This is a genomic window from Streptomyces sp. JNUCC 63, assembly GCF_054366325.1.
On record NZ_CM135963.1, the window covers coordinates 5,069,275 to 5,095,824 of the forward strand.

Below are 26,550 nucleotides of genomic sequence, written 5' to 3' on the forward strand. Positions count from 1 at the left end.
CGCCGCACCCGTCCCGGCTCCCGGGACTTCAGTCCCCACTCCCCACCTGTGGAGAACCTGATGCAGACCACCGACCTGACCAAGGTCGCCATCGACGACGTGCCGCCCAACCGCAAGCGGGGCGGCGATCTGCGTGTCCTGCTCAGCCCGAAGACCTGTGGAGCGACCTCGGGGTTCATGGGCGTCGGCACGCTGGAGCCCGGCGAGTTCGTCTCCGAGCACTACCACCCGTACTCCGAGGAGTTCTTCCACACCATCCGCGGCCGGATCCTGCTGCGCGTCGAAGGGCAGGAGCTGACGCTGGAGCCCGGCGAGTCCTTCATGGTCCCCATCGGCGTCCGGCACCGTATCGAGAACCCCTACGACGAGCAGGCCTTCGTCGCCTTCTTCCTCAGCCCGCTCGCCCCGCGCCCGGATCTCGGCCACGTCGACTGCGAGCCGCTGCCCGGCGAGGGCACCCTGCCGGAAGTGGGGGGCGCGGGATGACCCGCCGCGCGGTGATCACCGGCATCGGTGTCGTGGCTCCGGGCCGGCCGGGCCGGGAGGCGTTCTGGGAGATGATCGTCAAGGGCCGTACGGCCACCCGGCGCATCACCCTCTTCGACCCGGCGCCGTTCCGCAGCCGCATCGGCGCGGAGTGCGACTTCGACCCCGAACAGGCCGGACTGTCCTTCCAGGAGATCCGGCGCACCGACCGGGCGGGCCAGTTCGCGCTGGTCGCCGCCCGGGAGGCGATGGCCGACAGCGGCCTGGACACCGACGCGGAGGACCCGCACCGGATCGGCGTGAGCGTCGGCAACGGTGTCGGCAACGCCATCTCCATGGAACAGGAGTACCGCACGGTCAGCGACAACGGCCGTGAGTGGCTTGTCGATCCGTCCTACATGACGCCGCACCTGTACTCGTACGTGATGTCCAGTTCGCTGGCGTCCGAGGTGGCCTGGGCCGTCGCCGCCGAGGGCCCGGCGACCGTGGTCAGCTCCGGCTGCTGCGCGGGCATCGACGCGGTCGGGTACGCCGTGGACCTGATCCGCGAGGGCTCTGCCGACGTGATGGTGGCCGGGGCCACGGACGCGCCGATCTACCCGATCACGGTGTCCTGCTTCGACACCCTGCGCGCCTCCTCCACCAGCAACGACGACCCGGAACACGCGTGCCGCCCGTTCGACCGGCGGCGCAACGGCCTGGTCCTCGGCGAGGGCTCCGCGGTGTTCGTGGTCGAGGAGCTGGAGCACGCCCGCCGCCGCGGCGCCCGGATCTACTGCGAAGTGGCCGGCTACGCGGCGCGCGCCAACGGCTACCACATGACGGGCCTGCGTCCCGACGGCCGGGAGATGGGCGAGGCGATCACCGCCGCGCTCGACGAGGCCCGGATCAACCCCGACGAGATCGACTACGCCAACGCCCACGGCTCCGGCACCAAGCAGAACGACCGGCACGAGACCGCCGCGTACAAGCGCAGCCTCGGCGAGCACGCGTACGACATTCCGGTCAGTTCGATCAAGTCGATGGTCGGGCATTCGCTCGGCTCGATCGGTTCGATCGAGATCGCGGCCAGCGCGCTGGCCATCGACCGGGGCACCGTGCCGCCGACCGCCAACTACGAGGAACCCGACCCCGAGTGCGATCTGGACTACGTGCCGGGCTCCGCACGCGAGGCGGAACTGGACGTCGTCCTCAGCGTGGGCAGCGGCTTCGGCGGATTCCAGAGCGCCGTGGTGCTCACTTCGCCGAGGAGGATCGCATGAACGCGCCCGTCATCACGGGGGTGGGCGTGGTCGCCCCCAACGGCCTGGACCGCGAGGCGTGGTGGCAGGCGACCCTGGACGGAAAGTCGGGCCTCGGCCGGATCACCCGGTTCGATCCGGCCCCCTACCCGGTGCAGGTCGCGGGCGAGGCCGTCGGCTTCGACCCGGCGGACCACGCGCCGCAGCGGCTGGTCAGCGAGACCGACGCCATGACGCAGTACGCCTTCGCCGCGACCAACGAGGCCCTGGCCGACGCGGCCGTGGACACGGACTCCCTCGCCGACCTGGACATGGCGGTCATCACCGCCAACTCCTCCGGCGGCGTCGAATTCGGCCAGCGCGAGCTGCAGAAGCTGTACACGGAGGGCCCGCAGGCCGTGGGCGCGTACATGTCCATCGCCTGGTTCTACGCGGCGACGACCGGTCAGCTGTCCATCCGGCACGGCATGCGCGGTCCCTGCGGTGTGCTCTGCTCGGAGCAGGCCGGAGGCCTGGACGCGCTGGGCCAGTCCCGACGGGTGCTCGCCAAGGGCACGCGGCTGGTGGTGTCCGGCGGCACGGACGCCTCGCTGTCCCCGTACGGGCTGGTCTGCCAGATGGCGAACGGCAGGGTCAGCGAGGAGCCGCGGCCCGACCGCGCGTACGTGCCCTTCGACGACGAGGCGAGCGGCTACGTGCCCGGTGAGGGCGGCGCGATCCTCGTGCTGGAGAGCCGGGACGACGCACGGACCCGGGGCGCGGAGCGGATCTACGCCGAACTCGCGGGCTACGCGGCGACCTTCGATCCGCGTCCGGGCTCCGGCCGGCCGCCCGGGCTCGGCCGTGCGGCCGAACTCGCCCTGGCGGACGCCGGGACGGCGGCGTCGGACATCGACGTGGTCTTCGCCGACGGCTACGGTGTCGCGGAGCTCGACCGGCAGGAGGCCGAAGCCATCACCGGGATCTTCGGCGCCCACGCGGTCCCGGTCACGGTCCCCAAGACCATGACGGGCCGACTCTACGCGGGTGGCGCCGCGCTCGACGCGGCGGCCGCGGCTCTGGCGCTGCGCGACCAGGTGATCCCGCCGTCGGTCAACTCCCGGCCGTCCGCGGCGCACCGCCTCGACCTGGTCACGGAGCAGCCACGCGAGGCCCGCCTGCGAACCGCGCTGGTCCTGGCCCGCGGCTACGGCGGCTTCAACGCGGCCGCGGTCCTGCGCACGGCGTGAGCCCCGCGGCGCTTCCGCACCCCCGGGCAGACCCACGGACCCGCACCCGGCAGACCGTGGGCCTGCCCCGGGGCAGACCCGCGGGACTGTCCCGGGCAGCCCGCGGGCCCCGTCCGCGCACGGGCCGCGCGGCCCGCCCCCGGCAGGACCGCCGGCTCCACAGACCCCGCCGGCCGCTGTCCCGGTCCCTGATCCGCTGCCGGCCGGCCCTCGCGGTCCGGCAGCCACGGCCCGCACCACCGTCCGGCGACCGACCCCGACACACGACGCACGACACACCATGCAGGAGGAACAGATGAGCAGCCCCATGACCTTCGAGGACCTCAAGGCCATCGTGAGCCGCTGCACCGGCGAGCTCGACGGACTGGACCTCACCGAGGCGGACCTCGGCACCTCCTTCACCGAGATCGGCTACGACTCCCTCGCGGTGCTGGAGATCGCCAGCCAGATCCAGCGGGAGTACGGCCTGCAGATCCCGGACGAGGCCATCGAGACCATGGACTCCCCGAAGGCCGTGATCGACTACGTCAACACCAGCCTCGCGGCGGCCTGATATGGCACTCACCGACAACAGCATCGTCGTCGACGCACCCATGGAACTGGTGTGGGAGATGACCAACGACGTCGCGTCCTGGCCGGAGCTCTTCTCCGAGTACGCCAAGGCCGAGATCCTCGAGCGGGACGGCGACACCGTCCGCTTCCGGCTCACGCTCCACCCCGACGAGGACGGCAACGTCTGGAGCTGGGTCTCCGAGCGCACCCCCGACCCCGCCACCCGTACCGTGCGGGCGCGGCGGATCGAGACCGGCCCGTTCGAGTTCATGAACCTCCACTGGACCTACACCGGGACCGACGACGGCGTGGAGATGCGCTGGCGGCAGGAGTTCGAGGTCCGGCCGGGTCTGCCGTTCGGGAACGAGGAGATGGCCGAGCGGCTGAACACCAACACCCGCCGGGAGATGGCCCGGATCAAGGGACTGGTGGAGAAGGCCGCCGCGGAGCGCGCGGCGGCGGGCCGATGAAACCCGGGCTGCGGGTGCTGCTGCGGATCCGGATCGCGCCGGGGCACGAGGCGGAGTTCGAGGAACTGTGGCGCACCCACGCCGAGACCGTCCGCCGGTTCCCGGACAACCACGGACAGCAGCTGCTGCGGCGGAGCGGGGAGAGCGGCCACTACACCGTGCTGACCGACTGGACCGACGAGCCGTCCTTCCGGGCCTTCGAGCGCAGCGCCGAGCAGCAGGCGTATCTCCAGCGGCTCTGGCCCCTGCGGGCGGACGGCGAGATGCAGCTGCTCGAACCACTCCACGAACTGTCACCGGCCGCCACGGCCGGAACCGAGGGATCCAGGAGGAACGCATGAGTTCGCGGCAGGAACAGGTCACCGAGCTGATCGAGCTGGTCGAGACGACGCCCCCGAAGGAGCTGGAGGCCGCCGTGGCCCGGCGCGAGGGCGGTCTGGACGGCGCGCTGACGCTGATATTCGACCTGCTCGTCTCCGAGTTCAACCCCGAGAAGGCGAAGGGACAGAAGGGCGTCTTCCAGTTCGACATCGCCTCCGGAGAGGGGCAGAAGCTCCACTACGTGCACGTCGAGGCCGGCACCTGCCGGACCGACAAGGGCCTGCACGAGTCCCCCGACATCACCATCGGGATCAAGTTCCCCGACATGCTGGCCATGGGCGTCGGCAAGCTGCCCGGGGCCAAGGCGTTCCTCACCGGGAAGCTGAAGCTGCGGGGCAGCCCGCTCATGGGCACCAAGCTGGGCGAGTGGTTCGACCACCCCGAGGTGTGACGCCCGAGGTGTGACGACGGGTGGGACAGCGTGAAACCGCCGCCGTGGCCCCGGGCACGGCGGCGGTTTCGTCGTTCGGTCGTGCGGCTCCAGCCGTGCGGATGCGGCAGGCCGGGCGGGGTCAGTCCACGCCCAGCACCGACATGTGGGCGATCGACAGCATGGCCTGCTCGTGGACGAGGGCCAGATAGGCGTCCGGGTGGGAGGGCCACTCGGTGCTTCGCAGGTACGGCTCCAGCCACCGCTCGGCGTCCTCGCCGAAGCAGCGGTCCGTCAGAAAGCCGACGACGTCGTACGGGTGGCCGTCGTACTGCACGACCCGGACCAGGGTGTCCTCGTGCAGGAACAGCGCCGTACGGACGATCGTCGGATGCCGGTCGCTGAGCGGCAGCGACGCCTTGCGGTTCCCGGTCGCGCGGGCGGCGGTCAGTTCCGCCCCCGCGCCCGGGCGCAGCGGATACCGCACGGCGACGGTGCCGGCCGCGGGCCGCTCATCGGGACTGTGCTGCTCCAGCACGGTCATCAGGCTGCGGTGGAAGTGCTCCCGGAAGCCCTCCGGCGTCTCGGTGTCACGCGGTTCGGCGAGATAGGGCAGGATCGCCCGTTCGGCCTCGTGGACGCCCCGCTGCACCGACATGTGCCGGGCGATGTGGGCGGCGCCGACCCCGTCGTGGTGGATCACCCTGACCAGGGTGTCTCCCTGGACGAAGAGACCGGTTCCGAGCAGCATTCCGATGGTCTCGCCCGAAGCGGCCTTGATGACGGGCGAGTCGACCCGGGTGAAGTTGTGGGGCGAGAAGACCTCGGCGAGTACGTCCTCGTGGCCGGGACGGACACGGTATTTGATCGCGTCCAGTGGCATGGCGGTTCCTCCTCTTGCAGGGCTTCAGCGGGTGGTGAGCACCGCGACGGTGACGATGAGCAGGGCGAACGAGGCCAGCGCCGTGCGCAGCCGGTGCCAGGCACGCCACTGCGGCCTCGGGTCCCGCCAGGGGCCGTCGGCGGCGAGCCGGCTCAGCGAACGGTTGATCGGGACGTTGCCGAGGTGCGAGACCGCCTGCACCCCGACGAGCAGTACGGACGCCACCGGGAACAGCACCTGGCCCGGCGCCTCGGCGAGAAAACCGAGGACGAATCCGCTGATGGTCACGGTGTTGACCAGAATCGGCATCAGCGGGTGGTAGCCCTTGCCCAGCAGGGCGTGGGCCTGGAGATAGTCGGCGCGTCCCATGGCCGACATGGCCGGGGCCACGCTGACGAGCACCGCCACGAAAACGCCCGTGACAGTCCCCGTCCCGGTGAGCACGACCCCGGTCAGCACTTCCTCAAGCATCACGACTCCCGGTCCTGGTGGATGTGTCCGTCACCGTGCCCCCGCCTGCTCGATTCGCTGTGGAGGGGTGCTCGACGGTGGGGTTCCGCGGCCTTCGCCAGTGATCGTCGAGCCGTCTTCGAGTCCGTTTCGACCCGCTGCTCCGAGAGTCGGGGCAGGGGCCCGCCGCACGGAGCGGCGGCCAGGCCGGGAGGTGACGCGTGGTTGGGTTCGTGCGGATACTGATGCCCGCGGCACTGCTCGCCGGCGGCCTCGCGGCCGGTGGCCTCGCCATCTCGGTGCTCGCGGCGCCGCTGTTCACCACACTGCCCACCGGGATGTACGTCCCGGTGCACAAGGGCCTCGTCACCCGGTTCGACCCCTTCATGCCGGTCTCGCTGCTCAGCTGTCTGCTGTGCGACGTGGCCCTGGCCGTCACCGCGCCCGGCCTCTTCGTACGGCTGCTCGTGGCCCTGGGGGCGCTGCTGCTGCTCGCCACCATGACGGTGTCGCTCACCAAGAACGTGCCGATCAACCGCTGGCTGTCGACGCTCGATCCGCAGAACCTGCCCGCCGACTTCGACAGCCTCGACCCGCGCGAGCGCTGGATCCGCTGGAACCGCGTGCGGGGCGCGCTCGCCGTCGCGGCGCTGCTGGCCAACGTCAGCGCCGCCGCCGTACTCATCTGACGCCCCGAACCCGACACCCCGTCACCCAACCCCTCGGCCTAGGAGAAGGTGTGGACCCCATGACCGGTGTGGTCGGCCCGGCGATGACCGCCGCGCTGCCGCCTCACGTACGGCTTCTGCTGCTGACGGACGGCAAACGGATATCCCGCGTTCTGCACGTGGTCGCCGAGCTCGGCATCGCCGACGAGCTGGCCGACGGCCCGCTCACGGTCGCGGAGCTGGCCGCGCGGACCAGCACGCACGCCGACTCGCTGGGCCGCGTGCTCCGGGTCGCCGCCGCCTTCGGCGTGTTCGCCGAGCAGCCGGACGGGAGGTACGCGCTCACGGAGCTGAGCGAGGCCCTGCGCTCCGGCGTGCCCGGCAGCCAGCGGGACATGGTGCTGTACAACGGCGACGAGATGCTGTGGCGCTCCTACGGCCGGCTGATGCACACCGTGCGGACCGGTGAGCCCGCCTTCGAGGCCGCCTACGGGCACGGCTTCTTCGCGCACCTGGAGCAGAACCCGCAGGCGGGCGCCCTGTTCGACCGCGCGATGACGGGGATGAGCCGGGCCACCACCCGGATGCTGCTCGACAGCTTCGACTTCGGCCGCTTCGGCCGGATCGCGGACATCGGCGGCGGACGCGGCTGGTTCCTCGCGGAGCTGCTGGGGAGCCATCCACAGGTGCGCGGCACGCTCGTCGACCGCCCGGCCGTGGTCGCGGAGGCGCACAAGCTCTTCGAGGAGGCGGGGGTCGCGGACCGCGTCGAGGTGGTCCCGGGCGACTTCTTCGAGGAGGTGCCCGCGGGCCGGGACGCGTACGTGCTGAAGGCGGTCCTGCACGACTGGGACGACGAGCGGGCGGCGGCGATCCTCGGCCGGATCCGCGCCGCGCTCGAGGGCAACCCCGAAGGACGCCTGCTGATCTGCGAGTTCCTGGTGGGGCCCGCCAACCAGTGGGACCGCGGCAAGCTGCTCGACCTGGACATGCTCATCCGGTTCGGCGGGCGGGAGCGCGGCGAGGACCAGTGGCGCTCGCTGCTCGCGACCGCGGGCTTCGAGCTGGTGAACGAGCCGGTCGCCGGGCGCTGGGCGGTCCTGGAGTGCCGCCCCGTCCCGGCCGGCCGGTGAACGGACCGATCCGACGCGGCGTGGGCCGCACAACGACGGAGGATGGCATGGAACTTCGACTGGTGGGCAAGAACGCGCTGGTCACCGGCGGCAGCCGGGGCATCGGGCGGGCCGTCGTCCTGGCCCTGGCCAAGGCCGGCGCCTCGGTGGTCACCTGCTACCGGCAGGAGGGCGAGGCGGTGGACAGCCTGGCCCGCGAGCTGAAGGAGATCGGCGGGGACCACGCGCTGGTACGGGCCGACGTCGGCACGGCCGAGGGCGTCGGACTGCTGCTGCAGGAGTGCCGCAGCCGGTTCGACACGCTGGACGTACTGGTCAACAACGCGGGCGTGATCAGCCAGGTCCCGTTCGCCGAGCTGCCGTTCGAGGAGTGGGAGCGGGTGGTCACCACCAACCTCACCGGTCCCTTCATGGTGATCAGCAAGGCCCTGCCGCTGCTGCACGAGGGCTCTTCGGTGATCAACATCGGCTCCCGCGGTGCCATGGCCGGCATCCCGCTGCGCGGCCACTACACCGCCTCCAAGGCGGGCCTCGTCGGGCTCACCCGCACGCTGTGCAAGGAACTCGGCGGCAGGGGCATCCGGTTCAACGTCGTGGCCCCGGGCGTCATCGACACCTCGGAGCCGGACGAGCTGACCGAGGAGCAGCGCGCCGCCTACAACGAGCGGTACCTGCGGATGATGGCGCTGGGCCGCTTCGGGCGCCCGGACGAGATCGCCGGCGCCGTACTGTTCCTCGCGAGCGAGCTCTCCACGTACGTCAACGGCGAGACGCTGCACGTCGACGGAGGTGTCTGAGATGGCGGAGCGGGCCGGTTCCTTCCGGGTGCTGCTGACCGTGCAGGTCAAGCCGGGTCTGGAAGCGGAGTTCGAGGAGGTCTGGACCGAGGGCAGCAAGGAGGTCACGGCGCAGCCCGCGAACCTGGGCCACACCCTGGCGCGCAGCACGCAGGACGAATCCGTGTACTACGTGGTGAGCGACTGGACCGACCGTGACTCCTTCCTGTCCTTCGAGAGCAGTCCGGAACACGTTCGCCACCGCGAGAAGCTGCATCCGTACCGGACCGGCGGATCGCTGGCGATGATGCACCTGGTGGAGGTCGCCGGATGAGCGGGGCCGCGCCGAGGGCCGCCGGCCGGGTGCGGATCCTGCTGTACCTGCGGGCCGCCGACGCGGACGTGTCCGCGGTGGCGGAGGCGTACCACCGGATCAGCAAGGACCTGGCGGGTACGCCGGGCCTGCTGGGCAACGAGTTGCTGCGCGAGGTCACCGACCCGGGCGCGTACGCGGTGCTCAGCGAGTGGGAGAGCATCGCCGCCTTCCGCAACTGGGAGGCGGGCTCGTCCCACCGCGGCACGACCTCCCCGCTCCGCCCGTACCAGGACGGCGAACGGCCCAGCCCGTTCGCGCTGTTCGAGGTGACCGCGGCGTACTGACCGTCCGGCGGTCCACCGTGCCGTGGGGAGCGAGCGCTCTCCACGGCACTTCCGCATGTCCGCCGCGCCGCCGTTCCCGGCGCCCCGGGCATCGCGTGTCCTCGGAGTGCGGGGCCAGTGCCTCGCACCCGCCCTTCTGGACAGGGCCGGACCAGGACGGACAGGAAGCGGGCGCCCGGCCGCCGTTCGGCAGCCGGGCGCCCGCTTCGTACCGGAGCGGCCCTGTCGCCGGAGCTCAGGGCAGGCGCACCACCTGGCCCGCGTAGACCAGGCCCGCACCGAAGCCGACGAGGAGGGCGAGACCACCGCTGGGGGCCTGCCCGGAGGCCAGGAGTTCCTCCATGGCCAGCGGGATCGATGCGGCCGAGCTGTTGCCGCTGGTGACGATGTCACGGGCGACGGCCGTCCGTTCGGTGAGGCCCAGCTGCTCCACGACGAAGTCGGTGATGAGCATGTTGGCCTGGTGCGGGATGAAGGCGTCCAGCTGGTCCGTGGTGACTCCGGCCAGTTCCAGCATCCGCCGGGTGGCGGGGACCAGCTCGTTGGTGGCCCAGCGGTAGACCTTCCAGCCCGACATGGTGATGGCGGGCCTGTCGTCAGGACGCTCCCCGGTCCCGTCGTGCCAGGGCGCGGTCATCTTCAGAGCGGCGTTGCGCGAGCCGTCGGCACGCCAGACCACCGGGCCGATGCCCGGCTCGTCCGACGGGCCGACGACCACCGCACCGGCGCCGTCGGCGAAGAGGAACGCGGTGTCGCGGTCGGAGTGGTCGAGGATGTCGGTCATCCGCTCGGCGCCGATGACCAGCACGTAGTCGGAGCGGCCCACGCGGACCAGGTCGCTCGCGAGCGCCACCGCGTGGCAGAAGCCGGCGCAGGCCGCCGAGATGTCGAAGGCCGCCGCCTGCCCGGCCCCCAGCCGGTGCGCGACCTCCACGGCCACGGCGGGCATCTGCTCCATGGAGGTGATGGTGGCCAGGATGACCGTGCCGATCCGGTCGGCTCCGATGCCCGCGGCGGCGAGCGCCTTCTCGGCGGCGGCGGTCGCCATCGTGGGCAGGGTCTCGTCGGCGGAGGCGTAACGGCGGGAGCGTATGCCCGAGCGGCGCTCGATCCAGTCCGGGTCGAGTCCGGTCCGCTCGGCGATCTCGGTGTTGGGGACGGACCGCTCGGGACGGTGGACGCCGACTCCCAGGAGCCGGCTGTGACGCAGGACCTGGGTGTCCTGAATCGGGGGCATGGTGATCCTTTCGGGGTGTACGGGCAGACCGGACGGCGGACGGGAGTCAGCGGACCGAGGCCCGCGGGGAGCGCCGGCGTCCTCGGCGAGTGGGGCCCCACGGCTTGTACGTGGACACGGCCGTCATGAAGACCAGTGAGAGCAGGGCCAGGGCGGCCGCCGAGGTCATGGACCAGCCGACGGTGTTCAGTTCGCCGCCGCGCACCGGAGCGCCCTGGTCGACCAGTTCGTTGGCGCGCAGGATCAGCTGGTGGATCACCGAGAAGCCGAGCACCATCACCCCCATCGTGGTGAAGAACTTCACGGCCACCCACCTGCGCTGAAGCAGGCCCCACTTGGTGCCGGCGCCCACGACGATCCCGGTGATCAGCGCGAACATGCTGGTCATGCCGAGGAAGATCTCGTCGAGCATGGACATGGTGCGGTACATCGCGGCCTGCTGCTCGGCGCTGCTCGTGGTGGCCCCGGCGACCGACATGGCGAACATCCCCGTCACCAGCCCCAGCCAGCCGACGGAGATGGCCACATGGGCGGTGAGAACCGCCTTGCGCATGCGCTGCGAGATCGTGCGGTTCCGCTCGCGCACCTGCGCCACCCACCGGTTGACGGAGGGGACGTACAGCAGGACCAGACCGACGACCGAGGGCACCAGGCTGGCGACGGCGAGGCTCGCCTGCAGCGGCCCGACCAGGGGCCGTCCGCCGAGCTGTGCGAGGCCGAGGCCGGTGAACAGCAGGCCCAGGGAGGTGAACACGGTGAGCAGCACCCGCCCCCACTGGCGGCCCGCGCGCAGCATCTCGGCGAAGAAGCCGAACAGCGCGCAGAAGGCGATGGTCAGCGCCAGGTCGCCGGTGGTCGCCGCACCGGCGACCCCGGTCTCCACTTGATGGGCGATCTCGAAGACGTTGCTCGCGATCGCGGCGAGCGTCGCCACGATCACCATGGCGTAGGCCCAGCCGACGGCGGGCGGGGGAGCCACCGGTGCGTCGGTGGCGGGGGCCGGACGGACCGGGCTCGCGGGTGACGGGCGGTCGCTGTTCGCCTGGGGGGCTCGCCGCCCGTCTGTCCGGTCTGTTGCACTCACCGTCGCGCCTCCTTCGGGACAGGCGCGGACTCCCCGCGGCAGCGGGGCTCTGACGCGCCGTCGGTATGCGGGGTTCTGGCGCGATCAGCGTGGCCGGGTGGGCTCGAAGGTCACTCGAAGTCCGGTGGGACGGTGGGACGGCACCCCGGACGGGACGGACCGGCAGGGGCACGGACACATGTGCCGGAGCCGGTACGGGCGGGTGCCCGGGCCGCCGTACGGCCGCGGGCCGGGGGCGGCCGGTTCAGCCGCGCGCCTCGGCGCCGTCCAGCGAGCGTACGAACTTGGTGAGCAGCCGGGCGAACTCCCGCTGCTCCTCGGCGTCCCAGTCCTGCAGCACGGTGGTGTAGAAGCCCTGCCGGGTACGGTGCGCGGCGGCCATGGCGTCACGGCCCGCCCGGGTCAGCACCAGGCAGCTGCGGCGGCCGTCCTCCTGCGAGGCGACCCGGCGCACGAAGCCGGCCTTGACCGCGTCGGCGACGATCCTGCTGGCCCGCGACGGATCGATGGCCAGCCGGTCCGCGACGAACCCCACGGTGACGTCGCGGCCCTGCTCGCTCAGCCCCTCGTCGACCGCGTCGATGACGCTGAGCGTGTTGAGAGCCACGGGCTCCGCCATGCCCTGCACGACCGGCCGGGCCAGGCTGCGCCGGGACTGACGGCGCCGGATCCGGATCAGCGCCAGTTCGACGGCGGTCAGTACGTCCGCCTCCACGGGGGCGGTGCGGCCCGTTCCGGAGCTGTTCTCCTGACCGGCCTTGTCCTCGGCTGTGTCTGCGCCACTCATGCTTCGAGGCTACTTCACGTCATATGGGCCGAGCATTCCTGTGGACCCGGCACTTCCAGGTGTGAGACCATTATGTGCCAACGTCATGTATATGCTTCACGCATTGAGATGGTGTGCGGCGAGGGCCGTCCCCGAAACGGTCGTCCGCACCCGAGATCCCCAGGAGGGCTGAGATGCCGGACAACCCCACTGCCACCCGCACCGAGGGCCGGGGGCGCACCCGCGCCCTCGCCGTCGTGGGCGCCGTCGTCGCCGACGCGCTGATCTGGGTCATCGCCCACTCGGTGCTCGACGTCGACCTGCGCACTCCCGACGGCCCCGGCTCGACCACCACGAGCGAGCTCCCCTTCGCCGCCGTGCCGATCTCGGTGGCGGTCGTCTCCCTGCTGGGCTGGGGTCTGCTGACCCTGCTGGAGCGCAGGAGCGGCCGCGGCCGGAACCTGTGGACGGGCATAGCCGTGGCGGTGCTCGTCCTCTCGCTGTTCGCGCCGCTGTTCGCGGAGGGTCTGACCACGGGCAACCGGGTCGCCCTGGTCCTGCTCCACCTCACGGTGGGCGCGATCCTCATCCCGGCCTTCCGCGGGAAGGCCGCACGGGCGTGAGCCGAGGCCCGGCCCGCCCGGGCTGGTCCAGCGCCTCTCCAAGAGGCTTCGAGCGCCCCGGGAGATCGTTGCGGTGAGGGCACCGAGAGGCCACGGAAGGAGACCCGTAATGTGCGGCATCGCAGGCTGGGCCCACCGCGAGGGCGGCCCGGTCCGGGAGGACCCCGCGGTCGCGGGGAGCATGGCGCGGACGATGGCCTGCCGGGGCCCGGACGACCAGGGCGTGTGGGCGGACCGGCAGGCAACGCTGATGCACACCAGGCTGGCCGTCATCGACATCGACGGTGGCCGCCAGCCCATGACCGCGCCGGCCGGGGATCCCGCCGGCGACGAGGAGCCGCCGGCGGTCCTCGTCTACAACGGCGAGGTCTACAACTTCCGGGAGCTGCGCGAGCAGCTGGCCGGCCTCGGCCACCGCTTCCGCACCCGCAGCGACACCGAAGTGGTGCTCCACGCCTATCTGGAGTGGGGCGAGGACTGTGTGGAGCGGCTGGAGGGCATGTTCGCCCTCGCGGTGTGGGACGTGCGCCGGCGCACCCTGTTCCTGGCCCGCGACCGCTTCGGCATCAAGCCGCTCTCCTACGCGCAGGTCCAGGACGGTCTGGTCTTCGGCTCGGAGTCCAAGGCGCTGCTGGCCCACCCCGCCGTCCGCCCGGTCGTCGACCTCGACGGGCTGCGGGTGCTGTTCTCCATGGCCCGCGCCCCCGGCGAGAGCGTGTACCGCGGCATCCGCGAGCTGCCGCCCGGCCACACCCTGACGTACGGTCCGGGGGGCATGGTGCTGCGCAGGTACTGGCAACTGGAGGCCCGCACGCACGAGGACGACCTGGACGACACCGTCCGGAACGTGCGGGAGCTGCTGGAGAGCAGCGTGTCCCGCGAGCTGGTCTCCGACGTGCCGCTGAGCGTACTGCTCTCCGGCGGCCTCGACTCCAGCACCGTCGCCGCGCTCGCCGCCCGCGCCCTGGCACGCGAGGGCGGACGCCGGGTACGCACCACGACCGTCACCTACAGCGGCTACAGCGACAACTTCCAGCCCGACCTGGTGCGCAGCGCCCCGGACGCTCCGTACGCACAGGCCGTCGCCGAGCACATCGGCGCGGACCACCTGGAGATCGAGCTCACCACCACGGACCTGATCGACCCGGCCGCCCGGCGCACCGTGCTGCGTGCCCAGGACATCCCGGCCCCGTTCGGCGACATGGACACCTCGACGTACCAGGCGTTCGCGGGCGTGCGCGGGCACTCCAAGGTCGCGCTGACGGGCGAGAGCGCCGACGAGATCTTCGGCGGCTACAGCTGGGTGCACATACCCGACCTGGCGTACCAGGAGCAGTTCCCCTGGGTCGCCTTCGAGCAGTGGCACCCGGGCACCCGTGAGGGCCTGGGGCAGGGGCTGCTCTCCCCTGCCTTCAAGGCCCGTCTCGACATGGACGCGTACTACGCGGAGCGCTACTCCCAGGCGATGACGGAGATCCCCCGGCTGTCCGGTGAGGACCCGGAGCAGCGCCGCGCCCGCGAGATCTGCCACCTCCATCTGACGCACTGGCTGCCCCGGCTGCTGGACCGCAACGACCGGCTCAGCATGATCTCCGGACTGGAGGTACGGGTCCCGTTCTGCGACCACCGCCTGGTGCAGTACGCGTACAACATCCCCTGGGAGATGAAGACCTTCGACGGCCGGGAGAAGAGCCTGCTGCGGGCGGCCGCCGCCGACCTGCTGCCCGAGCAGGTCCTGGAACGGCCCAAGGCACCCTTCCCGGTGAGCCAGGACGCCACCTACACCAAGGCGCTGCACCAGGAGTTCGCCGAGATGCTGAACGACCCGGACGCTCCGGTCCTGCCGCTGCTGGACCTGGAGAAGGCGCGCCACGTCATCACGCCCGAGGGCGAGGCCGCCGCGCAGGACTGGCTGCACCGGATGAACGTCGAGATGGCGCTGCAGGTCAACGCCTGGCTGCGGGGGCACGGAGCCGGCCTGGAGCTGTGAAGGCCGGGCCGAACGGTACGTCGGCCCGGTATGCCGTACGGACACACGTTCAGGGGGAGCCCCGCGGGGCTCCCCCTGAACGTGCTGCTCGTGGAGCGGACGCCGTCGGGCCTCAGGCGAAGGTCCGCTCCCGGGCCCCGCGCAGCGCGGTGCGCAGGAGGGTGGGCAGGCGGTACTGGAAGCACCGCCCGGTCGACGGGTCGCTGGCGAGGTCCACCTCGAGAAGGAAGAACTCCACCAGTTCCTCCAGCATGTCCTCGGTCTCGTCCGGATCCAGCTCCAGGGCCACGGCCGCCCGCTCGACGGTCAGCATGCCGTCGGCCTCCCAGGCGAGCTTGACCAGCGCTTCATGGAGCCGGGGCTTGAGACCCCCGCAGCGCCGGAGCACATGGTGGAAGGGGTGCGGACGCTGGAGGGCCGCCCCGGCCCGGCGGTCGCGGCCCATCCAGTCGATGAGCTGCCGTACACGCCAGTGCGGACGCAGCATCAGCATCCCCACGGCCTCGAGCATCGGGCCCGGCAGATCACCGCAGAGCTGCTGCAGCATGTGCAGCCCCGGGACGTCACTCAGGGTGCGCTCCCGGCCGAGCGCGTTGAGGAAGAGCTCGAGCGACTGACCGGAGCCGAGGGACGGCATGTCCACGCGTGTCCTGAACGGGCCGCCGTACAGGCGCCGGTAGCCGGCCAGGAGCACGGCCGACCGGGAGTTCGCCGGCATCAGGGGCGCGACCTGGTGGGCCGCCGCCACGTCGTCGACGACCAGCAGCACTCGGCGGTCCGCGGTCCAGGACCGGAACATCCGGGCGCGGTCCGCCGGATTGGCCGGCAGCTCGTCGCGCCGGTGGCCGACCACTTCGAGCAGGTCGGCGAGCACGTCCTGGACGGACCGCGGATCGGCCGGATCCCCGAACGACACGTACAGCCGTCCGTCCGGGAAGGCATCACCCAGGCGGTGGGCGAGGCCGACGGCGAACGCGGTGGTGCCGGCGCCGGGCGGCCCGGCCACGGCCACGCATCGCGGCCCTTCCTTGCCGGGGTGCTCCGTCAACGCCTGTGCCACCTGGGTGAGTTCGGCGTCCCGTCCCATCAGAGGGACGCTGCCGGGCAACGTTACCGGCGGTTCGTCGGCCGATGCGCCGCGCACGGTCGTCCGTCCGCCCGGCAGATCGAGCCTGCGGTCGCCGGCCAGCATCTGCTGGTGCAGCCGCTGCAGTTCCGAGCAGGGCTCCAGGCCGAGCTCCCGGGTGAGCACCCGGCGGATGCGCTGGAAGACCTCCAGGGCCTCCGGGCGGCGGCCTGCCCGGTAGAGCGACAGCATCAGCTTGGCGTGCAGCCCCTCCCGGGTGGAATTGTCGGCGGCCAGTGCGGTCAGCTCGCTGATCAGCCGGTGGTGGCGGCCGAGGAGCAGATCCGCGTCGATGCGCGCCTCCAGGACCTCGTAGCGCTGTTCCTCCAACCGGAGAGCGTCTATGCCGACGATCGGCCCGGGGGCCAGATCACTGAGAGCGGGCCCCCGCCACACAGCGAGGGCCCGCTGGAGCAGCTCCGCGGCTTCCGATACCGCTCCTCTCTCCAGGGACTCTCTGCCGCGCGCGGCGAGTTCGTCGAACTCCTGTGCATCCAGGCAACCCTGAGGGACCGACAGCCGGTAGCCGCCGTGGGTCGTCAGCAGTGCGTGGGTGCGTTCGGAGGGGTCGGGGTGCTGGGAATCGCACAGCCCGGGCAGCTTGCGCAACTGGTAGATGTACGTCTGGAGGGTGGTGGCCGCACTGGACGGCGGACGCTCCTCCCAGAGTTCCTCCACGAGCTGGTGCAGCCCGACCGTGGTGTTGGCCCGCAGGGCCAGTAAGGCGAGGACTTGCCGGACCTTCGGGGCGGACGGCGTGACATGGACGCCTTGGTGGACGACTTGCAGAGTTCCAAGTAGGCCGATCTGCAGCACTGATCCTCCCGTTTCGTTGCACCGTTCGCACGGCCTGATGCACTTCGTGAGCGTGAGGTCGATTACTTGACTTCTGCTTGAGCGGCACTCGACTGGGGCTGACGGTCAGCCCACGATTCGGCAACGACCTGTGCGATCCCCCCCGTGAGCGCGAACTCAGGCTACACAAGGCCCATGTGTGCGCATAGCATATAGCTGCACCCATCCTCTATATGTTTCCTGACGGGGAAAGTCGATGTCCGAATCCAGCCCCGGCGGTCCGCCGGAAGCCACCACAGCCCCGCTTCCGCCCCGCTTCCCCCTCCTGCTCGCCGCCTTGTTACTGACCAGCGCGATGTCGATGCTCGACCAGTCGATCGTCGCGACCGCGGGCCCCCAGCTCACCGCGGATCTGGGCGCCCTGAACCTGTACAGCTGGACGTTCACCGCGTATATGCTCACGTTCAGTGTGGCCATGCCGATCTACGGCAAACTCGGCGATCTCTTCGGCCGCCGCACGGTCTATCTGTCCGCCGTCGTGGTCTTCCTCATCGGCTCCATGGCGTGCGGCGCCGCCGGATCGATGGGCCAGCTCATCGTCTTCCGCGCGCTCCAGGGACTCGGCGGCGGCGGGCTGCAGGTGAGCGCCTTCGCCGTGCTCGGCGATCTGATGCCGCCCCGGCGACGCGCCAAGTACCAGGGGTGGTTCGCCGGCGTCATGGTCATCGCCAATCTGGCGGGCCCGCTCGCGGGCGGCGTCCTGACCGACCAGCTCGGCTGGCGCTGGATCTTCTACGTCAACCTGCCGCTCGGACTTCTCGCCCTGGCTGGCATCCGGGCCCTGCTCCCCGCCGCCCGCGGCGAGGCACGTCCGCGCATCGACTACGCCGGTACGGCACTGCTCACCGGGCTCATCGCCTGCCTGGTCCTGGGCGCCGACCTGGCCGGCCGCGGCGGCTGGGGCCGGCCCCCGGTCGTCGCCTTTGGCGTCGGCGCCCTGCTGCTGGGCGCCCTGTGGCTGCTCCGCGAGCGCTCGGCGGCCGAACCGGTCGTCCCGCTCGGACTGTTCACGGACCGTACGTTCACGATCTGTGTGGTCGTGGCATTCGCCGTCAGCTTCGCCTTCTTCGGGTGCGTCAACTTCGTACCGCTGCTCTTCCAGGCGGCACAGGGCGTCAGTGCCACAGGGACCGGGCTGCTCTTCCTTCCCGCGATGATCGGCATGGCCCTGGCGACGGTGGTGGCCGGTCAGGTGATCGGCAGAACCGGCCGGTACAAGTGGTTCCCCGTGGCCAGCACCGCGCTTGCCGCCGTCGCCGCCGCCCTCATGTCGATGACCTCGCAGGACACCGGTGCCGCGACCGTCGCCGCCCTGCTCGCCGTCATGGGCGTCGGCGTGGGGCTCTCCTCACAGGTGACCACCCTCGTCGCGCAGAGCACCGCACCCCGGCGGTACATCGGTGTCAGCACCTCCACCGTCGGCCTCTCCCGGAACCTCGGTACGGCCTTCGGCGCCACGGTTTTCGGCTCACTGCTCAACGCCCGGCTGGCCACCGAGGCGACACACCTGCTGCCGCCGGACACGGCGGACCGCATCGTGGCCGGCACCTGGGACCCGACGCGGTCGGCGTCCCTCGCCCCCGAGACCGCGGGGGCGGTGGCCGAGGTGTACAGCAACGCACTGTCGACCGTCTTCCTCTCCGCCGTACCTGTGCTCCTGGCCGGACTGGTGCTGGCGCTGATGCTGAAGGACGTCCGGCTGGAGGCCCGCGGCCCGGGTGGACCGGGCGGACCGGGTGGGCCGGCGGGTCAGGCGCGCCGGACGGACATGGCGGGCCCGGGGAACCGGGCGAACCGGGAGGACGGTGCGTGACGGCCGCGTAGGAAAGGCGTCGGCAGAGAGAAGGGCCGGCAGAGAGAAGGGTGGACAAGCAGCCGGACATGGCGGTCCGGCTGCCCCTCGGGAGCTCTTCGAGCCGACGTCGAGCCGCGCCTGCCAGCCTCACCGCATGCGACCTCACCGTCCGCAGAACGACGACGCCCCGGGCGAAGAGCTCGGCGGCCTCCTCGCCGCCGTCGTCCGGTGGCTGACCCGGACCCTGCCCCGCGCGTTCGCCGGCTCGCCCCTCACCTCGCCCACAGCCCCGTACCCGTCTCAGATCGTGGCGGTCGGAATCGATGTGGCGGCGATCGGGCGGTTCGCCCTCGCGCTGGAACGCAACCCCGGTCTGGTCACCCGGCTCTTCACTCCGGCCGAGCTGACCCTCCCGTCAGGCGCCCGGCGCGGCCCGGCATCCCTGGCCGCGCGCTTCGCCGCCAAGGAGGCCGTCGCGAAGGCCCTGGGAGCGCCGGGCGGACTCCGCTGGCACGACGCCGAGATCCGTACGGACCCCTCGGGCCGCCCTGTTCTGCGGGTCCGCGGCAGCGTCGCCGCGGCGGCGACCGGACGGGGCATCACCTCATGGCATCTGTCGCTCACCCATGACGCGGACGTCGCCTCAGCCGTGGTGATCGCCTCGTCCTGAGCGCCGGCTCGGCACGCTCCCACACGTCGTCCAGCTGCCGCCAGACGGCCTGCTCGGCACTGGACAGCGCCGACACCGGCACGGCGACCAGACGCTCGGGATGCCCCGGCCCCGGAACGCACCCTGCGTCGGCGTCGGGCCCTTCGCCCACTGGCCCGGTGCCGTGGCACTCGGGGGGTGTGAAGGCACCGAGGCCCTGACCCATCGCGACCAGCCCCGCCGCCAGTTCCCGCCCCGCCAGCCGCAGCCACGTCCACCCACGCCACACGACGGCTTCCCTTCGCCTCACCCAGGGGCCCCGGAGGGCCCAGGTCCCGGCGAGGCTAGGCGGCCGTGCTCGAACGACGCTGGAGCAGACATCCAACCGACCGTCAGAAGCCCACCCTTGTTCCAGTGGGACACGAGCGTACGGTCAGTGGCCGCCGAGCGGGTCTCGAGTGTGCCCGGGAACACTGCTGACGGGGTCGCTGCCAACGGCCTGGCAGACCCCGTCGGCGGACGGAACGCCGTGTCCTCCCCCGTGGCGCCGCGTTCCGTCCGCCACCAGGCGACCCGAGACCACGGTGGCCGACACATCGATGCCACGAAGAGACCGCAGGCGAGGCCTGTCGGGTCCCACGGGCGTGACTTCGGCAGGCCCCGGGAACAGAAGAGGCCGACGACCGGATCATCGCCGGTCATCGGCCTCTCGAACGAGGGTGAGTGACGGGACTCGAACCCGCGACATCCTGGACCACAACCAGGTGCTCTACCAGCTGAGCTACACCCACCACGACCGGTCACAGAGGATTTATGGTTTCCCCGACCGGCCGAGAAGAAGTCTACAGGGTCCGGAGGGGTGCTCGCGCACGGGTTTCGCGGAGCCCCCCTCGTGGCCCTGGTCAGCCCTCCTGAGCAGGCAGGACGTACTTCGCGGCGATCGCCTTGGCGGTGTCGGAGTCGGGGCCGGGCGGCGGGACGAAGACGGCCTCGCGGTAGTAGCGCAGCTCCGCGATGGACTCGCGGATGTCGGCGAGGGCGCGGTGGTTGCCGTTCTTCTCCGGGCTGTTGTAGTAGGCCCGCGGGTACCAGCGGCGGGCCAGTTCCTTGATCGAGGACACGTCGACGATCCGGTAGTGGAGGTACGCCTCCAGCGTCGGCATGTCGCGCAGCAGGAAGCCGCGGTCGGTGCCGACCGAGTTGCCGCACAGGGGGGCCTTGCCGGGTTCCTTGACGTACTCCCGTACGTACGCCAGGACCTGCTCCTCGGCGTCCTTCAGCGTCGTACCGCCGGCCAGCTGCGCGAGCAGGCCGGACGCGGTGTGCATCTCACGCACCACTTCGGGCATCGTCTCCAGCGCGGAGTCCGGCGGCCGGATGACGATGTCGATGCCCTCACCGAGTACGTTCAGCTCGGAGTCGGTGACGAGGGCGGCCACTTCGATGAGCGCGTCGTCGGACAGCGAGAGGCCGGTCATCTCGCAGTCGATCCACACCATGCGATCGTTCATATGCCTAACCATACGGCGCGCCGCGGCGAGCTGAACCGACCGTGCGGCGCCGTTGTCTCCGACGGTGGCCAACAGGGCCTCGCGCGTGCCCGGTGCGGTCCCCGCCGGGGTGGGCGGGCCAAGGGAGGCAGTGGGCGGGCCAAGGGAGGCAGGGGGCGCAGCCCCGCCGGGGTCCGGGGCGGAGCCCCGGGGCGGGACCTTCTGTCCCAGCGAGACGGGCGGGTGGGCGGGAAAAGCGCTCCCGCCCACCCAGCGGCAGCTACCCGCTCCGCTGCCCCGGCACGCTCGCCGACAACGCCGCCGGTGCCCGGCGGCCCTGGTGGGGGACCTGGTTCTCCGGGTGGTGGAGGGAGTGGGCGGGCGGGGGTGCCATGGCGCCACCCGTGGGGGGCGGCGTGGGCGTCGGGCCCGGAGGGGCGTCGGCGTCCGCCGGGCGCTCGGTCTGCGGGCGCCGCGCCCGGTACGCCGCCCGGTAGGCCGCCGGCGACGAGCCCAGCTGCCGCCGGAAGTGGCCGCGCAGCGCCACCGGGGAGCGGAAGCCGCAGCGGCCCGCGACCTCGTCCACCGAGTAGTCCGACGTCTCCAGCAGGCGCTGCGCCTGCAGCACACGCTGCGTGATCAGCCACTGCAGCGGCGCGCTGCCGGTCAGCGAGCGGAAGCGGCGGTCGAACGTACGGCGGCTCATGTACGCCCGCGCCGCCAGCGTCTCCACGTCGAACTGCTCGTGCAGATGCTCCAGCGCCCAGGCGACGACCTCGGCCAGCGGGTCGGCGCCGATCTCCTCCGGTAAAGAGCGGTCCAGGTAGCGTTCCTGGCCCCCGCTCCGGCGGGGCGGGACCACCAGCCGCCGGGCCAGCGCGCCCGCCGCCTCGTTGCCGTGGTCCGAGCGCACGATGTGCAGGCACAGGTCGATCCCGGCGGCCGTACCCGCCGACGTCAGCACGTCGCCGTCGTCGACGAACAGCTCCCGTGGATCGACGTGCACCGACGGATAGCGCTTGGCCAGCGTCGGCGCGTACATCCAGTGTGTGGTCGCCGGGCGGCCGTCCAGCAGGCCGGCCGCGGCCAGTACGAAGGACCCGGTGCACAGGCCCACGATGCGGGCGCCCTCCTCGTGCGCCCGGCGCAGCGCGTCGAGCGACTCCTCCGGTGGCGGAGAGGTGATCGAGCGCCAGGCCGGCACGACGACCGTGCCCGCCCGCGAGATCGCCTCCAGGCCATGCGGTGCGGTGAGTTCCAGGCCCCCTGTGGTCCGCAGTGGGCCGTCCTCGCCGCCGCACACCAGCAGTCGGTAGCGCGGCACGCCGGCGTCCTGGCGGTCAACCCCGAACACCGACAGCGGTATGGAACTCTCGAAGATGGGGCCGCCGCTGAACAGCAGCACCGCGACGATCTCCTTGCGGCGTCGCCCGGACAGCTTCCGGGCCGCGGTTTCCGGCGCGGCAGTGGAGTCGTGGCTCATACTGCTAAGCCCCCCTCGGTGGTCGCGGCTCCTCGGTTGTGTCGCTCCTGCACGTTTCCCCTCGGTCCTGCACGAGTCCCCCGCCGTAAGACAGTCAAGATCGAATCTACTGTGTCACGCCGTGCCGCGGTGACCGGTTCGCCACCCGGCAGATTGTCGACATGGCAACTTGGCGTGAAGCATTCGATCACGAAGCGTTGCACTCGGGGAGCGTGCGGGGAAGTGTGCCTTGTCGCGGTGGCCAAACCGCGTAGGGTGCGCGGGGCCCCCAGGGTCCTTTCCGTGCAGGTCGAACGGGGGGTGGGGGGTATTTCGACCGGGGAATGTGCAGGTTCGAGAAGTTGGCTGAAAACATGCGTTCGTGTGCGCGGAAACCGGTCAGTCGACCGGTGTCGCTCCGCCCGGGTGCCGACCGCCCCTGCGAGCCCCCGTCCCGGTTCTGTGGTGACGGCCGCGATGCGGGGCGCGCTCCTCGCCGCGCATCCGGGCCGCCCCGCGCTCCGACTGGCGCAGCAGGACCCGGCAGACCCCGGTGACGGCCGCGAGGCCCAGCGCGGTGCCGGTGGCGCCGGCGAGCGAGGTGCCGTACCAGAGCAGGACCACCGGAACGACGACGCAGCTGAAGGCGGACCAGCGGATCACCTCGCTCACGCTGTCGTCCGCCGCGCCGGCCCCCACGTCCCTCTCGGGCGACGGGCGGTGCTCGGGGGCGGCGGGGACGGTACGGGGTCCGGACACGGCGTGCTCCCTACGGCGGCGGCTCTCCGGGTTCAACGCCTGTTCGACCGGTCGGTCACTCTGCGGCACCCCGTGCCGGGCGGGCGGCCCGTACCGCTCGGGTACGGCCACCGGTGAGTGAATCCCGCACAAACCGCCTGTATGGGGCACCAACCATTGCGTCACGGGCCGTCGCTCGTGCATGCTCCGGTGAACCGCCACAATGGGGGCCCTGCTCGTCAAGAGCTCGGGGGAGTGCGCGGGACGGTCCGGGTCCCACAGGACACCGCAGGGCCTTAAGGAGGCGTGCCACCGTACCCTTGGGGGTATGGGGACGGGAAGACGATTCCCGGACACCGCTCCGCCGCACACTGTCGTCCCCGACAAAGGATCACATCGCCGAGACAGCCATGGCCGGTCACGAATTCTTCGAACCCGCGGACCGCAAGCGACCGGTCGCCGACCCCACGGCGGCCGATCCCCTGGCGGCGGAAGAGCCACGCCATCCCTGTGATCCGGCGTTCAAGCACGGCGTCGTCGTCGGCTTCGACGGTTCCGTCTCCAGCGAGCGCGCCCTCGCCTACGCGATCGGCATGGCGCAGCGCACCGACTCGGGGCTGATCATCGTGCACGTCGCCAACCGGCTGCCCACCACGGTGTGGGCCGGGTGCGAGCCGCCCGTCTTCGTCGACGTGCCGGACCACCGCACCGAGGTCCTCGGGCTCGAACTCGCCTGCGCGGACTATCTCGCGGAGGTGTCGTGGATCCTGGTGGAGCGCGGCGGCGACATCTGCCACGAGCTCGAAGAGGTCGGCAAGGAGTACGAGGCGGACGCGATCGTGGTCGGCTCCACGCACGGGATCGTCGGCCGGCTGTTCGGCTCGGTCGCCGGCCGGCTCGCCAAGCGCGCGCAGCGGCCGGTGGTCGTCATCCCCTGACTCTTGGCTGCGCAGGCTGGGGGGTTGGGCGGCTGCCCGGAGTTGAAACGGACCCCCGCGTGATGGGTGGCACACGCGGGGGTCCGTACTCGTGGTTCGGCCTGTGCAGGCGCGTCGTGGTTTCTCGCGCCCGCGCGGCGGAGCCGCATATCGGTGCGGCCCCGCGCCTCTTTGCGCCTCTTTGGGGCGCTTTACTCCACCGTTACCGACTTGGCGAGGTTCCTCGGCTTGTCGATGTCGCGGCCCAAGGCCAACGCCGTGTGGTAGGAGAGGAGTTGGAGGGGGATACCCATGAGGATCGGGTCCAGCTCGTCCTCGTTCTTCGGGACGACGATCGTCTGGTCGGCCTTCTCCTGCTCCTGGTGGGCGACGGCGAGGATCCTGCCGCTGCGGGCCTTGATCTCCTCCATGGCCGCGCGGTTCTTCTCCAGCAGGTCGTCGTCCGGCACGATCGCCACCGTCGGCAGGGCGGGCTCGATCAGGGCCAGCGGGCCGTGCTTGAGCTCGGAGGCCGGGTAGGCCTCGGCGTGGATGTAGGAGACCTCCTTGAGCTTCAGGGAGGCCTCACGGGCCACCGGGTAGCCCCGGACACGGCCGATGAAGAGCATCGAGCGGGCGTCGGCGTACTGCTCCGCCAGCTTCCTGATCTCCTCCTCCTGCTTCAGGATCTCGGAGATCTGCGCCGGGAGCCTGCGCAGGCCCTCGATGATCCGCTTGCCGTCGCGCACCGACAGGTCGCGGATACGGCCCAGGTGCAGCGCCAGCAGCGCGAAGGCGACGCAGGTGTTGGTGAAGCACTTGGTGGACACCACGCACACCTCGGGTCCGGCGTGCACGTAGATGCCGCCGTCCGCCTCGCGGGCGATCGCGGAGCCGACGACGTTGACCACGCCCAGCACTCGCGCGCCCTTGCGCTTGAGCTCCTGTACGGCCGCCAGCACGTCGTACGTCTCACCGGACTGGGAGACCGCGATGTAGAGGGTGTCGGGGTCCACGACCGCGTTGCGGTACCGGAACTCGGAGGCCGGTTCGGCGTCGGCGGGGATGCGGGCCAGCTCCTCGATCATCTGGGCGCCGATCATGCCCGCGTGGTACGAGGTGCCGCAGCCCAGGATCTTCACCCGGCGCACCGCGCGCGCCTCGCGGGTGTCGAGGTTGATGCCGCCGAGGTGCACGGTGGCGAACCGGTCGTCGATCCGGCCGCGCAGCACCCGGTCCACGGCCTCGACCTGCTCGTGGATCTCCTTGTGCATGTACGTGTCGTGGCCGCCCATGTCGTACGACTCGGCCTCCCACTCCACGGTGGTCGGCTCGGCGGTCGTCCGGGTGCCCTCGGTGGTGTACGTGCGGAAGTCGTCGGCCGTGAGGGTGGCCATCTCGCCGTCGTCGAGGGTGACTATCTGGCGGGTGTGGGTGACCAGCGCGGCGACGTCGGAGGCGACGAACATCTCCTTCTCGCCGATGCCGAGCACGACCGGCGAGCCGTTGCGGGCCACCACGATCCGGTCGGGGAAGCCGGCGTGCAGCACGGCGATGCCGTAGGTGCCCTCGACCAGGCGGACGGCCTGGCGGACCTTCTCCTCCAGCGTCTCGGCCTCGGAGCGGGCGATGAGGTGGGTGAGGACCTCGGTGTCGGTCTCGGAGAGGAACTCCACGCCGTCCGCCTCCAGCTTGCGGCGCAGGTCGGCGGCGTTGTCGATGATGCCGTTGTGCACGACGGCGACCTTGTTGTCGGCCGACATGTGCGGATGGGCGTTCACGTCGGACGGGGCGCCGTGGGTGGCCCAGCGGGTGTGCGCGATGCCGGTGGTGCCCTTGAAGCGCGCCGGGACCTTGGCTTCCAGGTCGCGGACCCGACCCTTGGCCTTGACCATCCTCAGGCCCGGCGTCTTCGGCGAGGTGACGACGATGCCCGCCGAGTCGTAGCCGCGGTACTCCAGGCGCTGCAGGCCCTCCAGGAGCAGCGGGGCGACGTCACGCTTCCCGATGTATCCGACGATTCCGCACATATAAGTCCCTTTTGTCCGTGGTTTTCTGTCGACCGGTCCGGCGACCCCCGCCGCCGCTGTCAGCCGTAGACGATCCGCCGCAGCTGCCGGAGGGAGAGCTCCGGCGGCGCCACCGCGCGGTACTTCAGTTCCGCCCCGATCCGTTCGAAGATCTCCGCGTTCACCAGGCCCTGGGCCTGCAGCTCGCGGTGGCGGCGACGGACGAACTCCTCGGTCGTCTCGTCGAAGTAGGCGAGCACGTCCTGGACCACCCGCAGTGCCTCGCCCCGGTTCAGGGGCGTGGACCGCGCGAGGTGATCAACAAGTTCGTCGTGCACCCGGAGGATTTTGGAGCACGAGGGTCGCTTGTGCAAGAATCCTGCCCGATTTCGGGCAGGGTTTTGCCTCTGGCGGTGCGAAGGGGCGCCGGTCATGGGTCGTCCGTCTGGGTGATTTCCGCCATGGGAGGACTGCTTCACCGCATCTGAGAGAGAGTGGTCTATACCGTCG

At 71.4% G+C, this 26,550-nt stretch carries 29 protein-coding genes and 1 tRNA gene; 17 read left to right on the plus strand and 13 right to left on the minus strand.

Features of this window, described 5'->3' with window-relative positions; all coding sequences use genetic code 11:
- Window positions 1-60 precede the first annotated feature (60 nt).
- From ACX25U_RS23345 to ACX25U_RS23375, 7 genes are all read left to right on the plus strand, one after another.
- Window positions 61-486 carry a cupin domain-containing protein gene (locus ACX25U_RS23345; RefSeq protein ID WP_454382844.1) on the plus strand — a complete coding sequence of 142 codons (426 nt, stop codon included), beginning with the start codon at window positions 61-63 and terminating at the stop codon, window positions 484-486.
- A complete protein-coding gene (locus ACX25U_RS23350; protein WP_454382846.1) occupies window positions 483-1,748 on the plus strand; it encodes a beta-ketoacyl-[acyl-carrier-protein] synthase family protein in 1,266 nt (421 codons plus the stop codon). The genes ACX25U_RS23345 and ACX25U_RS23350 overlap by 4 nt, the downstream gene beginning before the upstream one ends.
- Entirely contained in the window at window positions 1,745-2,956 is a 1,212-nt protein-coding gene (locus ACX25U_RS23355) for a ketosynthase chain-length factor (RefSeq protein ID WP_454382848.1), read from the plus strand. Before ACX25U_RS23350 ends, ACX25U_RS23355 begins: the two co-directional genes overlap by 4 nt.
- A 295-nt stretch (window positions 2,957-3,251) precedes the next feature.
- The gene (locus ACX25U_RS23360) at window positions 3,252-3,509 is read left to right on the plus strand and encodes an acyl carrier protein (RefSeq protein WP_454382850.1); all 258 of its coding nucleotides are present in this window, start codon (window positions 3,252-3,254) and stop codon (window positions 3,507-3,509) included.
- Window position 3,510: 1 nt separating this feature from the next.
- On the plus strand, window positions 3,511-3,978 hold the full coding sequence (locus tag ACX25U_RS23365; protein ID WP_454382852.1) for an SRPBCC family protein: 468 nt from the start codon (window positions 3,511-3,513) through the stop codon (window positions 3,976-3,978).
- Window positions 3,975-4,319: an antibiotic biosynthesis monooxygenase family protein gene (locus tag ACX25U_RS23370; protein ID WP_454382854.1), complete on the plus strand. Its 345-nt coding sequence runs from the start codon at window positions 3,975-3,977 to the stop codon at window positions 4,317-4,319. The genes ACX25U_RS23365 and ACX25U_RS23370 overlap by 4 nt, the downstream gene beginning before the upstream one ends.
- Window positions 4,316-4,750, plus strand: a complete 435-nt coding sequence (locus ACX25U_RS23375) for an SCP2 sterol-binding domain-containing protein (protein ID WP_454382855.1) — start codon at window positions 4,316-4,318, stop codon at window positions 4,748-4,750. The genes ACX25U_RS23370 and ACX25U_RS23375 overlap by 4 nt, the downstream gene beginning before the upstream one ends.
- 121 nt (window positions 4,751-4,871) lie before the next feature.
- On the opposite strand, the gene ACX25U_RS23380 is transcribed toward ACX25U_RS23375, so the two are convergent.
- Window positions 4,872-5,612 (minus strand): SchA/CurD-like domain-containing protein, encoded by a 741-nt coding sequence (locus ACX25U_RS23380; RefSeq protein ID WP_454382856.1) that lies wholly within the window; start codon window positions 5,610-5,612, stop codon window positions 4,872-4,874.
- A gap of 24 nt (window positions 5,613-5,636) precedes the next feature.
- Window positions 5,637-6,083 carry an anthrone oxygenase family protein gene (locus ACX25U_RS23385; RefSeq protein ID WP_454382858.1) on the minus strand — a complete coding sequence of 149 codons (447 nt, stop codon included), beginning with the start codon at window positions 6,081-6,083 and terminating at the stop codon, window positions 5,637-5,639.
- A gap of 200 nt (window positions 6,084-6,283) precedes the next feature.
- Here ACX25U_RS23385 and ACX25U_RS23390 point away from each other — a divergent pair, with 200 nt between their 5' ends.
- Genes ACX25U_RS23390 through ACX25U_RS23410 form a run of 5 tightly spaced genes read left to right on the plus strand, consistent with a single transcriptional unit; the run spans window position 6,284 to window position 9,299 of the window.
- Window positions 6,284-6,751, plus strand: a complete 468-nt coding sequence (locus tag ACX25U_RS23390; RefSeq protein ID WP_454382859.1) for an anthrone oxygenase family protein — start codon at window positions 6,284-6,286, stop codon at window positions 6,749-6,751.
- 59 nt (window positions 6,752-6,810) lie between these two features.
- Window positions 6,811-7,863: a methyltransferase gene (locus tag ACX25U_RS23395; RefSeq protein ID WP_454382861.1), complete on the plus strand. Its 1,053-nt coding sequence runs from the start codon at window positions 6,811-6,813 to the stop codon at window positions 7,861-7,863.
- A gap of 47 nt (window positions 7,864-7,910) precedes the next feature.
- Complete coding sequence (locus ACX25U_RS23400) at window positions 7,911-8,660, plus strand: SDR family NAD(P)-dependent oxidoreductase (RefSeq protein ID WP_454382862.1); 750 nt, start codon at window positions 7,911-7,913, stop codon at window positions 8,658-8,660.
- A 1-nt stretch (window position 8,661) separates the two neighbouring features.
- Window positions 8,662-8,973, plus strand: a complete 312-nt coding sequence (locus ACX25U_RS23405) for an antibiotic biosynthesis monooxygenase family protein (protein WP_454382863.1) — start codon at window positions 8,662-8,664, stop codon at window positions 8,971-8,973.
- Window positions 8,970-9,299 carry an antibiotic biosynthesis monooxygenase family protein gene (locus tag ACX25U_RS23410; RefSeq protein ID WP_454382864.1) on the plus strand — a complete coding sequence of 110 codons (330 nt, stop codon included), beginning with the start codon at window positions 8,970-8,972 and terminating at the stop codon, window positions 9,297-9,299. The genes ACX25U_RS23405 and ACX25U_RS23410 overlap by 4 nt, the downstream gene beginning before the upstream one ends.
- 235 nt (window positions 9,300-9,534) lie before the next feature.
- On the opposite strand, the gene ACX25U_RS23415 is transcribed toward ACX25U_RS23410, so the two are convergent.
- From ACX25U_RS23415 to ACX25U_RS23425, 3 genes are all read right to left on the minus strand, one after another.
- Window positions 9,535-10,536, minus strand: a complete 1,002-nt coding sequence (locus ACX25U_RS23415; RefSeq protein WP_454382865.1) for a beta-ketoacyl-ACP synthase 3 — start codon at window positions 10,534-10,536, stop codon at window positions 9,535-9,537.
- Between the two features lie 46 nt (window positions 10,537-10,582).
- Complete coding sequence (locus ACX25U_RS23420) at window positions 10,583-11,515, minus strand: hypothetical protein (protein ID WP_454382867.1); 933 nt, start codon at window positions 11,513-11,515, stop codon at window positions 10,583-10,585.
- A 349-nt stretch (window positions 11,516-11,864) separates the two neighbouring features.
- The gene (locus ACX25U_RS23425) at window positions 11,865-12,407 is read right to left on the minus strand and encodes a MarR family winged helix-turn-helix transcriptional regulator (protein ID WP_454382868.1); all 543 of its coding nucleotides are present in this window, start codon (window positions 12,405-12,407) and stop codon (window positions 11,865-11,867) included.
- Between the two features lie 173 nt (window positions 12,408-12,580).
- On the opposite strand from ACX25U_RS23425, the gene ACX25U_RS23430 reads away from it, so the two are divergent.
- The gene (locus ACX25U_RS23430) at window positions 12,581-13,009 is read left to right on the plus strand and encodes a DUF6069 family protein (protein ID WP_454382870.1); all 429 of its coding nucleotides are present in this window, start codon (window positions 12,581-12,583) and stop codon (window positions 13,007-13,009) included.
- A gap of 109 nt (window positions 13,010-13,118) precedes the next feature.
- Entirely contained in the window at window positions 13,119-14,999 is a 1,881-nt protein-coding gene (asnB, locus tag ACX25U_RS23435) for an asparagine synthase (glutamine-hydrolyzing) (protein WP_454382872.1), read from the plus strand.
- A 112-nt stretch (window positions 15,000-15,111) separates the two neighbouring features.
- Here asnB and ACX25U_RS23440 read toward each other — a convergent pair whose 3' ends face one another.
- Window positions 15,112-16,941 (minus strand): BTAD domain-containing putative transcriptional regulator, encoded by a 1,830-nt coding sequence (locus ACX25U_RS23440; protein ID WP_454382873.1) that lies wholly within the window; start codon window positions 16,939-16,941, stop codon window positions 15,112-15,114.
- A 235-nt stretch (window positions 16,942-17,176) separates the two neighbouring features.
- Between ACX25U_RS23440 and ACX25U_RS23445 the strand changes: the two genes are divergently transcribed.
- Window positions 17,177-18,793 (plus strand): MDR family MFS transporter, encoded by a 1,617-nt coding sequence (locus ACX25U_RS23445; protein WP_454382874.1) that lies wholly within the window; start codon window positions 17,177-17,179, stop codon window positions 18,791-18,793.
- A 286-nt stretch (window positions 18,794-19,079) separates the two neighbouring features.
- Window positions 19,080-19,445 (plus strand): holo-ACP synthase, encoded by a 366-nt coding sequence (locus tag ACX25U_RS23450; protein ID WP_454394467.1) that lies wholly within the window; start codon window positions 19,080-19,082, stop codon window positions 19,443-19,445.
- Here ACX25U_RS23450 and ACX25U_RS23455 read toward each other — a convergent pair.
- The 5 genes from ACX25U_RS23455 to ACX25U_RS23475 all read right to left on the minus strand — a co-directional run bounded on the left by ACX25U_RS23455 (window position 19,396) and on the right by ACX25U_RS23475 (window position 23,075).
- Window positions 19,396-19,734, minus strand: a complete 339-nt coding sequence (locus ACX25U_RS23455) for a DUF6059 family protein (protein WP_454382875.1) — start codon at window positions 19,732-19,734, stop codon at window positions 19,396-19,398. The genes ACX25U_RS23450 and ACX25U_RS23455 overlap by 50 nt on opposite strands.
- Window positions 19,735-20,142: 408 nt before the next feature.
- A tRNA-His gene (locus tag ACX25U_RS23460) sits at window positions 20,143-20,215 on the minus strand.
- 111 nt (window positions 20,216-20,326) lie between these two features.
- Complete coding sequence (gene orn / locus ACX25U_RS23465) at window positions 20,327-20,935, minus strand: oligoribonuclease (protein WP_454382876.1); 609 nt, start codon at window positions 20,933-20,935, stop codon at window positions 20,327-20,329.
- Window positions 20,936-21,194: 259 nt separating this feature from the next.
- Window positions 21,195-22,397 (minus strand): helix-turn-helix domain-containing protein, encoded by a 1,203-nt coding sequence (locus ACX25U_RS23470; RefSeq protein ID WP_454382877.1) that lies wholly within the window; start codon window positions 22,395-22,397, stop codon window positions 21,195-21,197.
- 378 nt (window positions 22,398-22,775) lie between these two features.
- A complete protein-coding gene (locus ACX25U_RS23475; RefSeq protein ID WP_454394469.1) occupies window positions 22,776-23,075 on the minus strand; it encodes a hypothetical protein in 300 nt (99 codons plus the stop codon).
- Window positions 23,076-23,524: 449 nt separating this feature from the next.
- Here ACX25U_RS23475 and ACX25U_RS23480 point away from each other — a divergent pair, with 449 nt between their 5' ends.
- On the plus strand, window positions 23,525-24,052 hold the full coding sequence (locus ACX25U_RS23480) for a universal stress protein (RefSeq protein WP_454382878.1): 528 nt from the start codon (window positions 23,525-23,527) through the stop codon (window positions 24,050-24,052).
- A 191-nt stretch (window positions 24,053-24,243) separates the two neighbouring features.
- On the opposite strand, the gene glmS is transcribed toward ACX25U_RS23480, so the two are convergent.
- Window positions 24,244-26,061, minus strand: a complete 1,818-nt coding sequence (glmS, locus tag ACX25U_RS23485; protein ID WP_454382879.1) for a glutamine--fructose-6-phosphate transaminase (isomerizing) — start codon at window positions 26,059-26,061, stop codon at window positions 24,244-24,246.
- Window positions 26,062-26,120: 59 nt separating this feature from the next.
- Window positions 26,121-26,378 carry a hypothetical protein gene (locus ACX25U_RS23490; protein WP_073952882.1) on the minus strand — a complete coding sequence of 86 codons (258 nt, stop codon included), beginning with the start codon at window positions 26,376-26,378 and terminating at the stop codon, window positions 26,121-26,123.
- Window positions 26,379-26,550 lie beyond the last annotated feature (172 nt).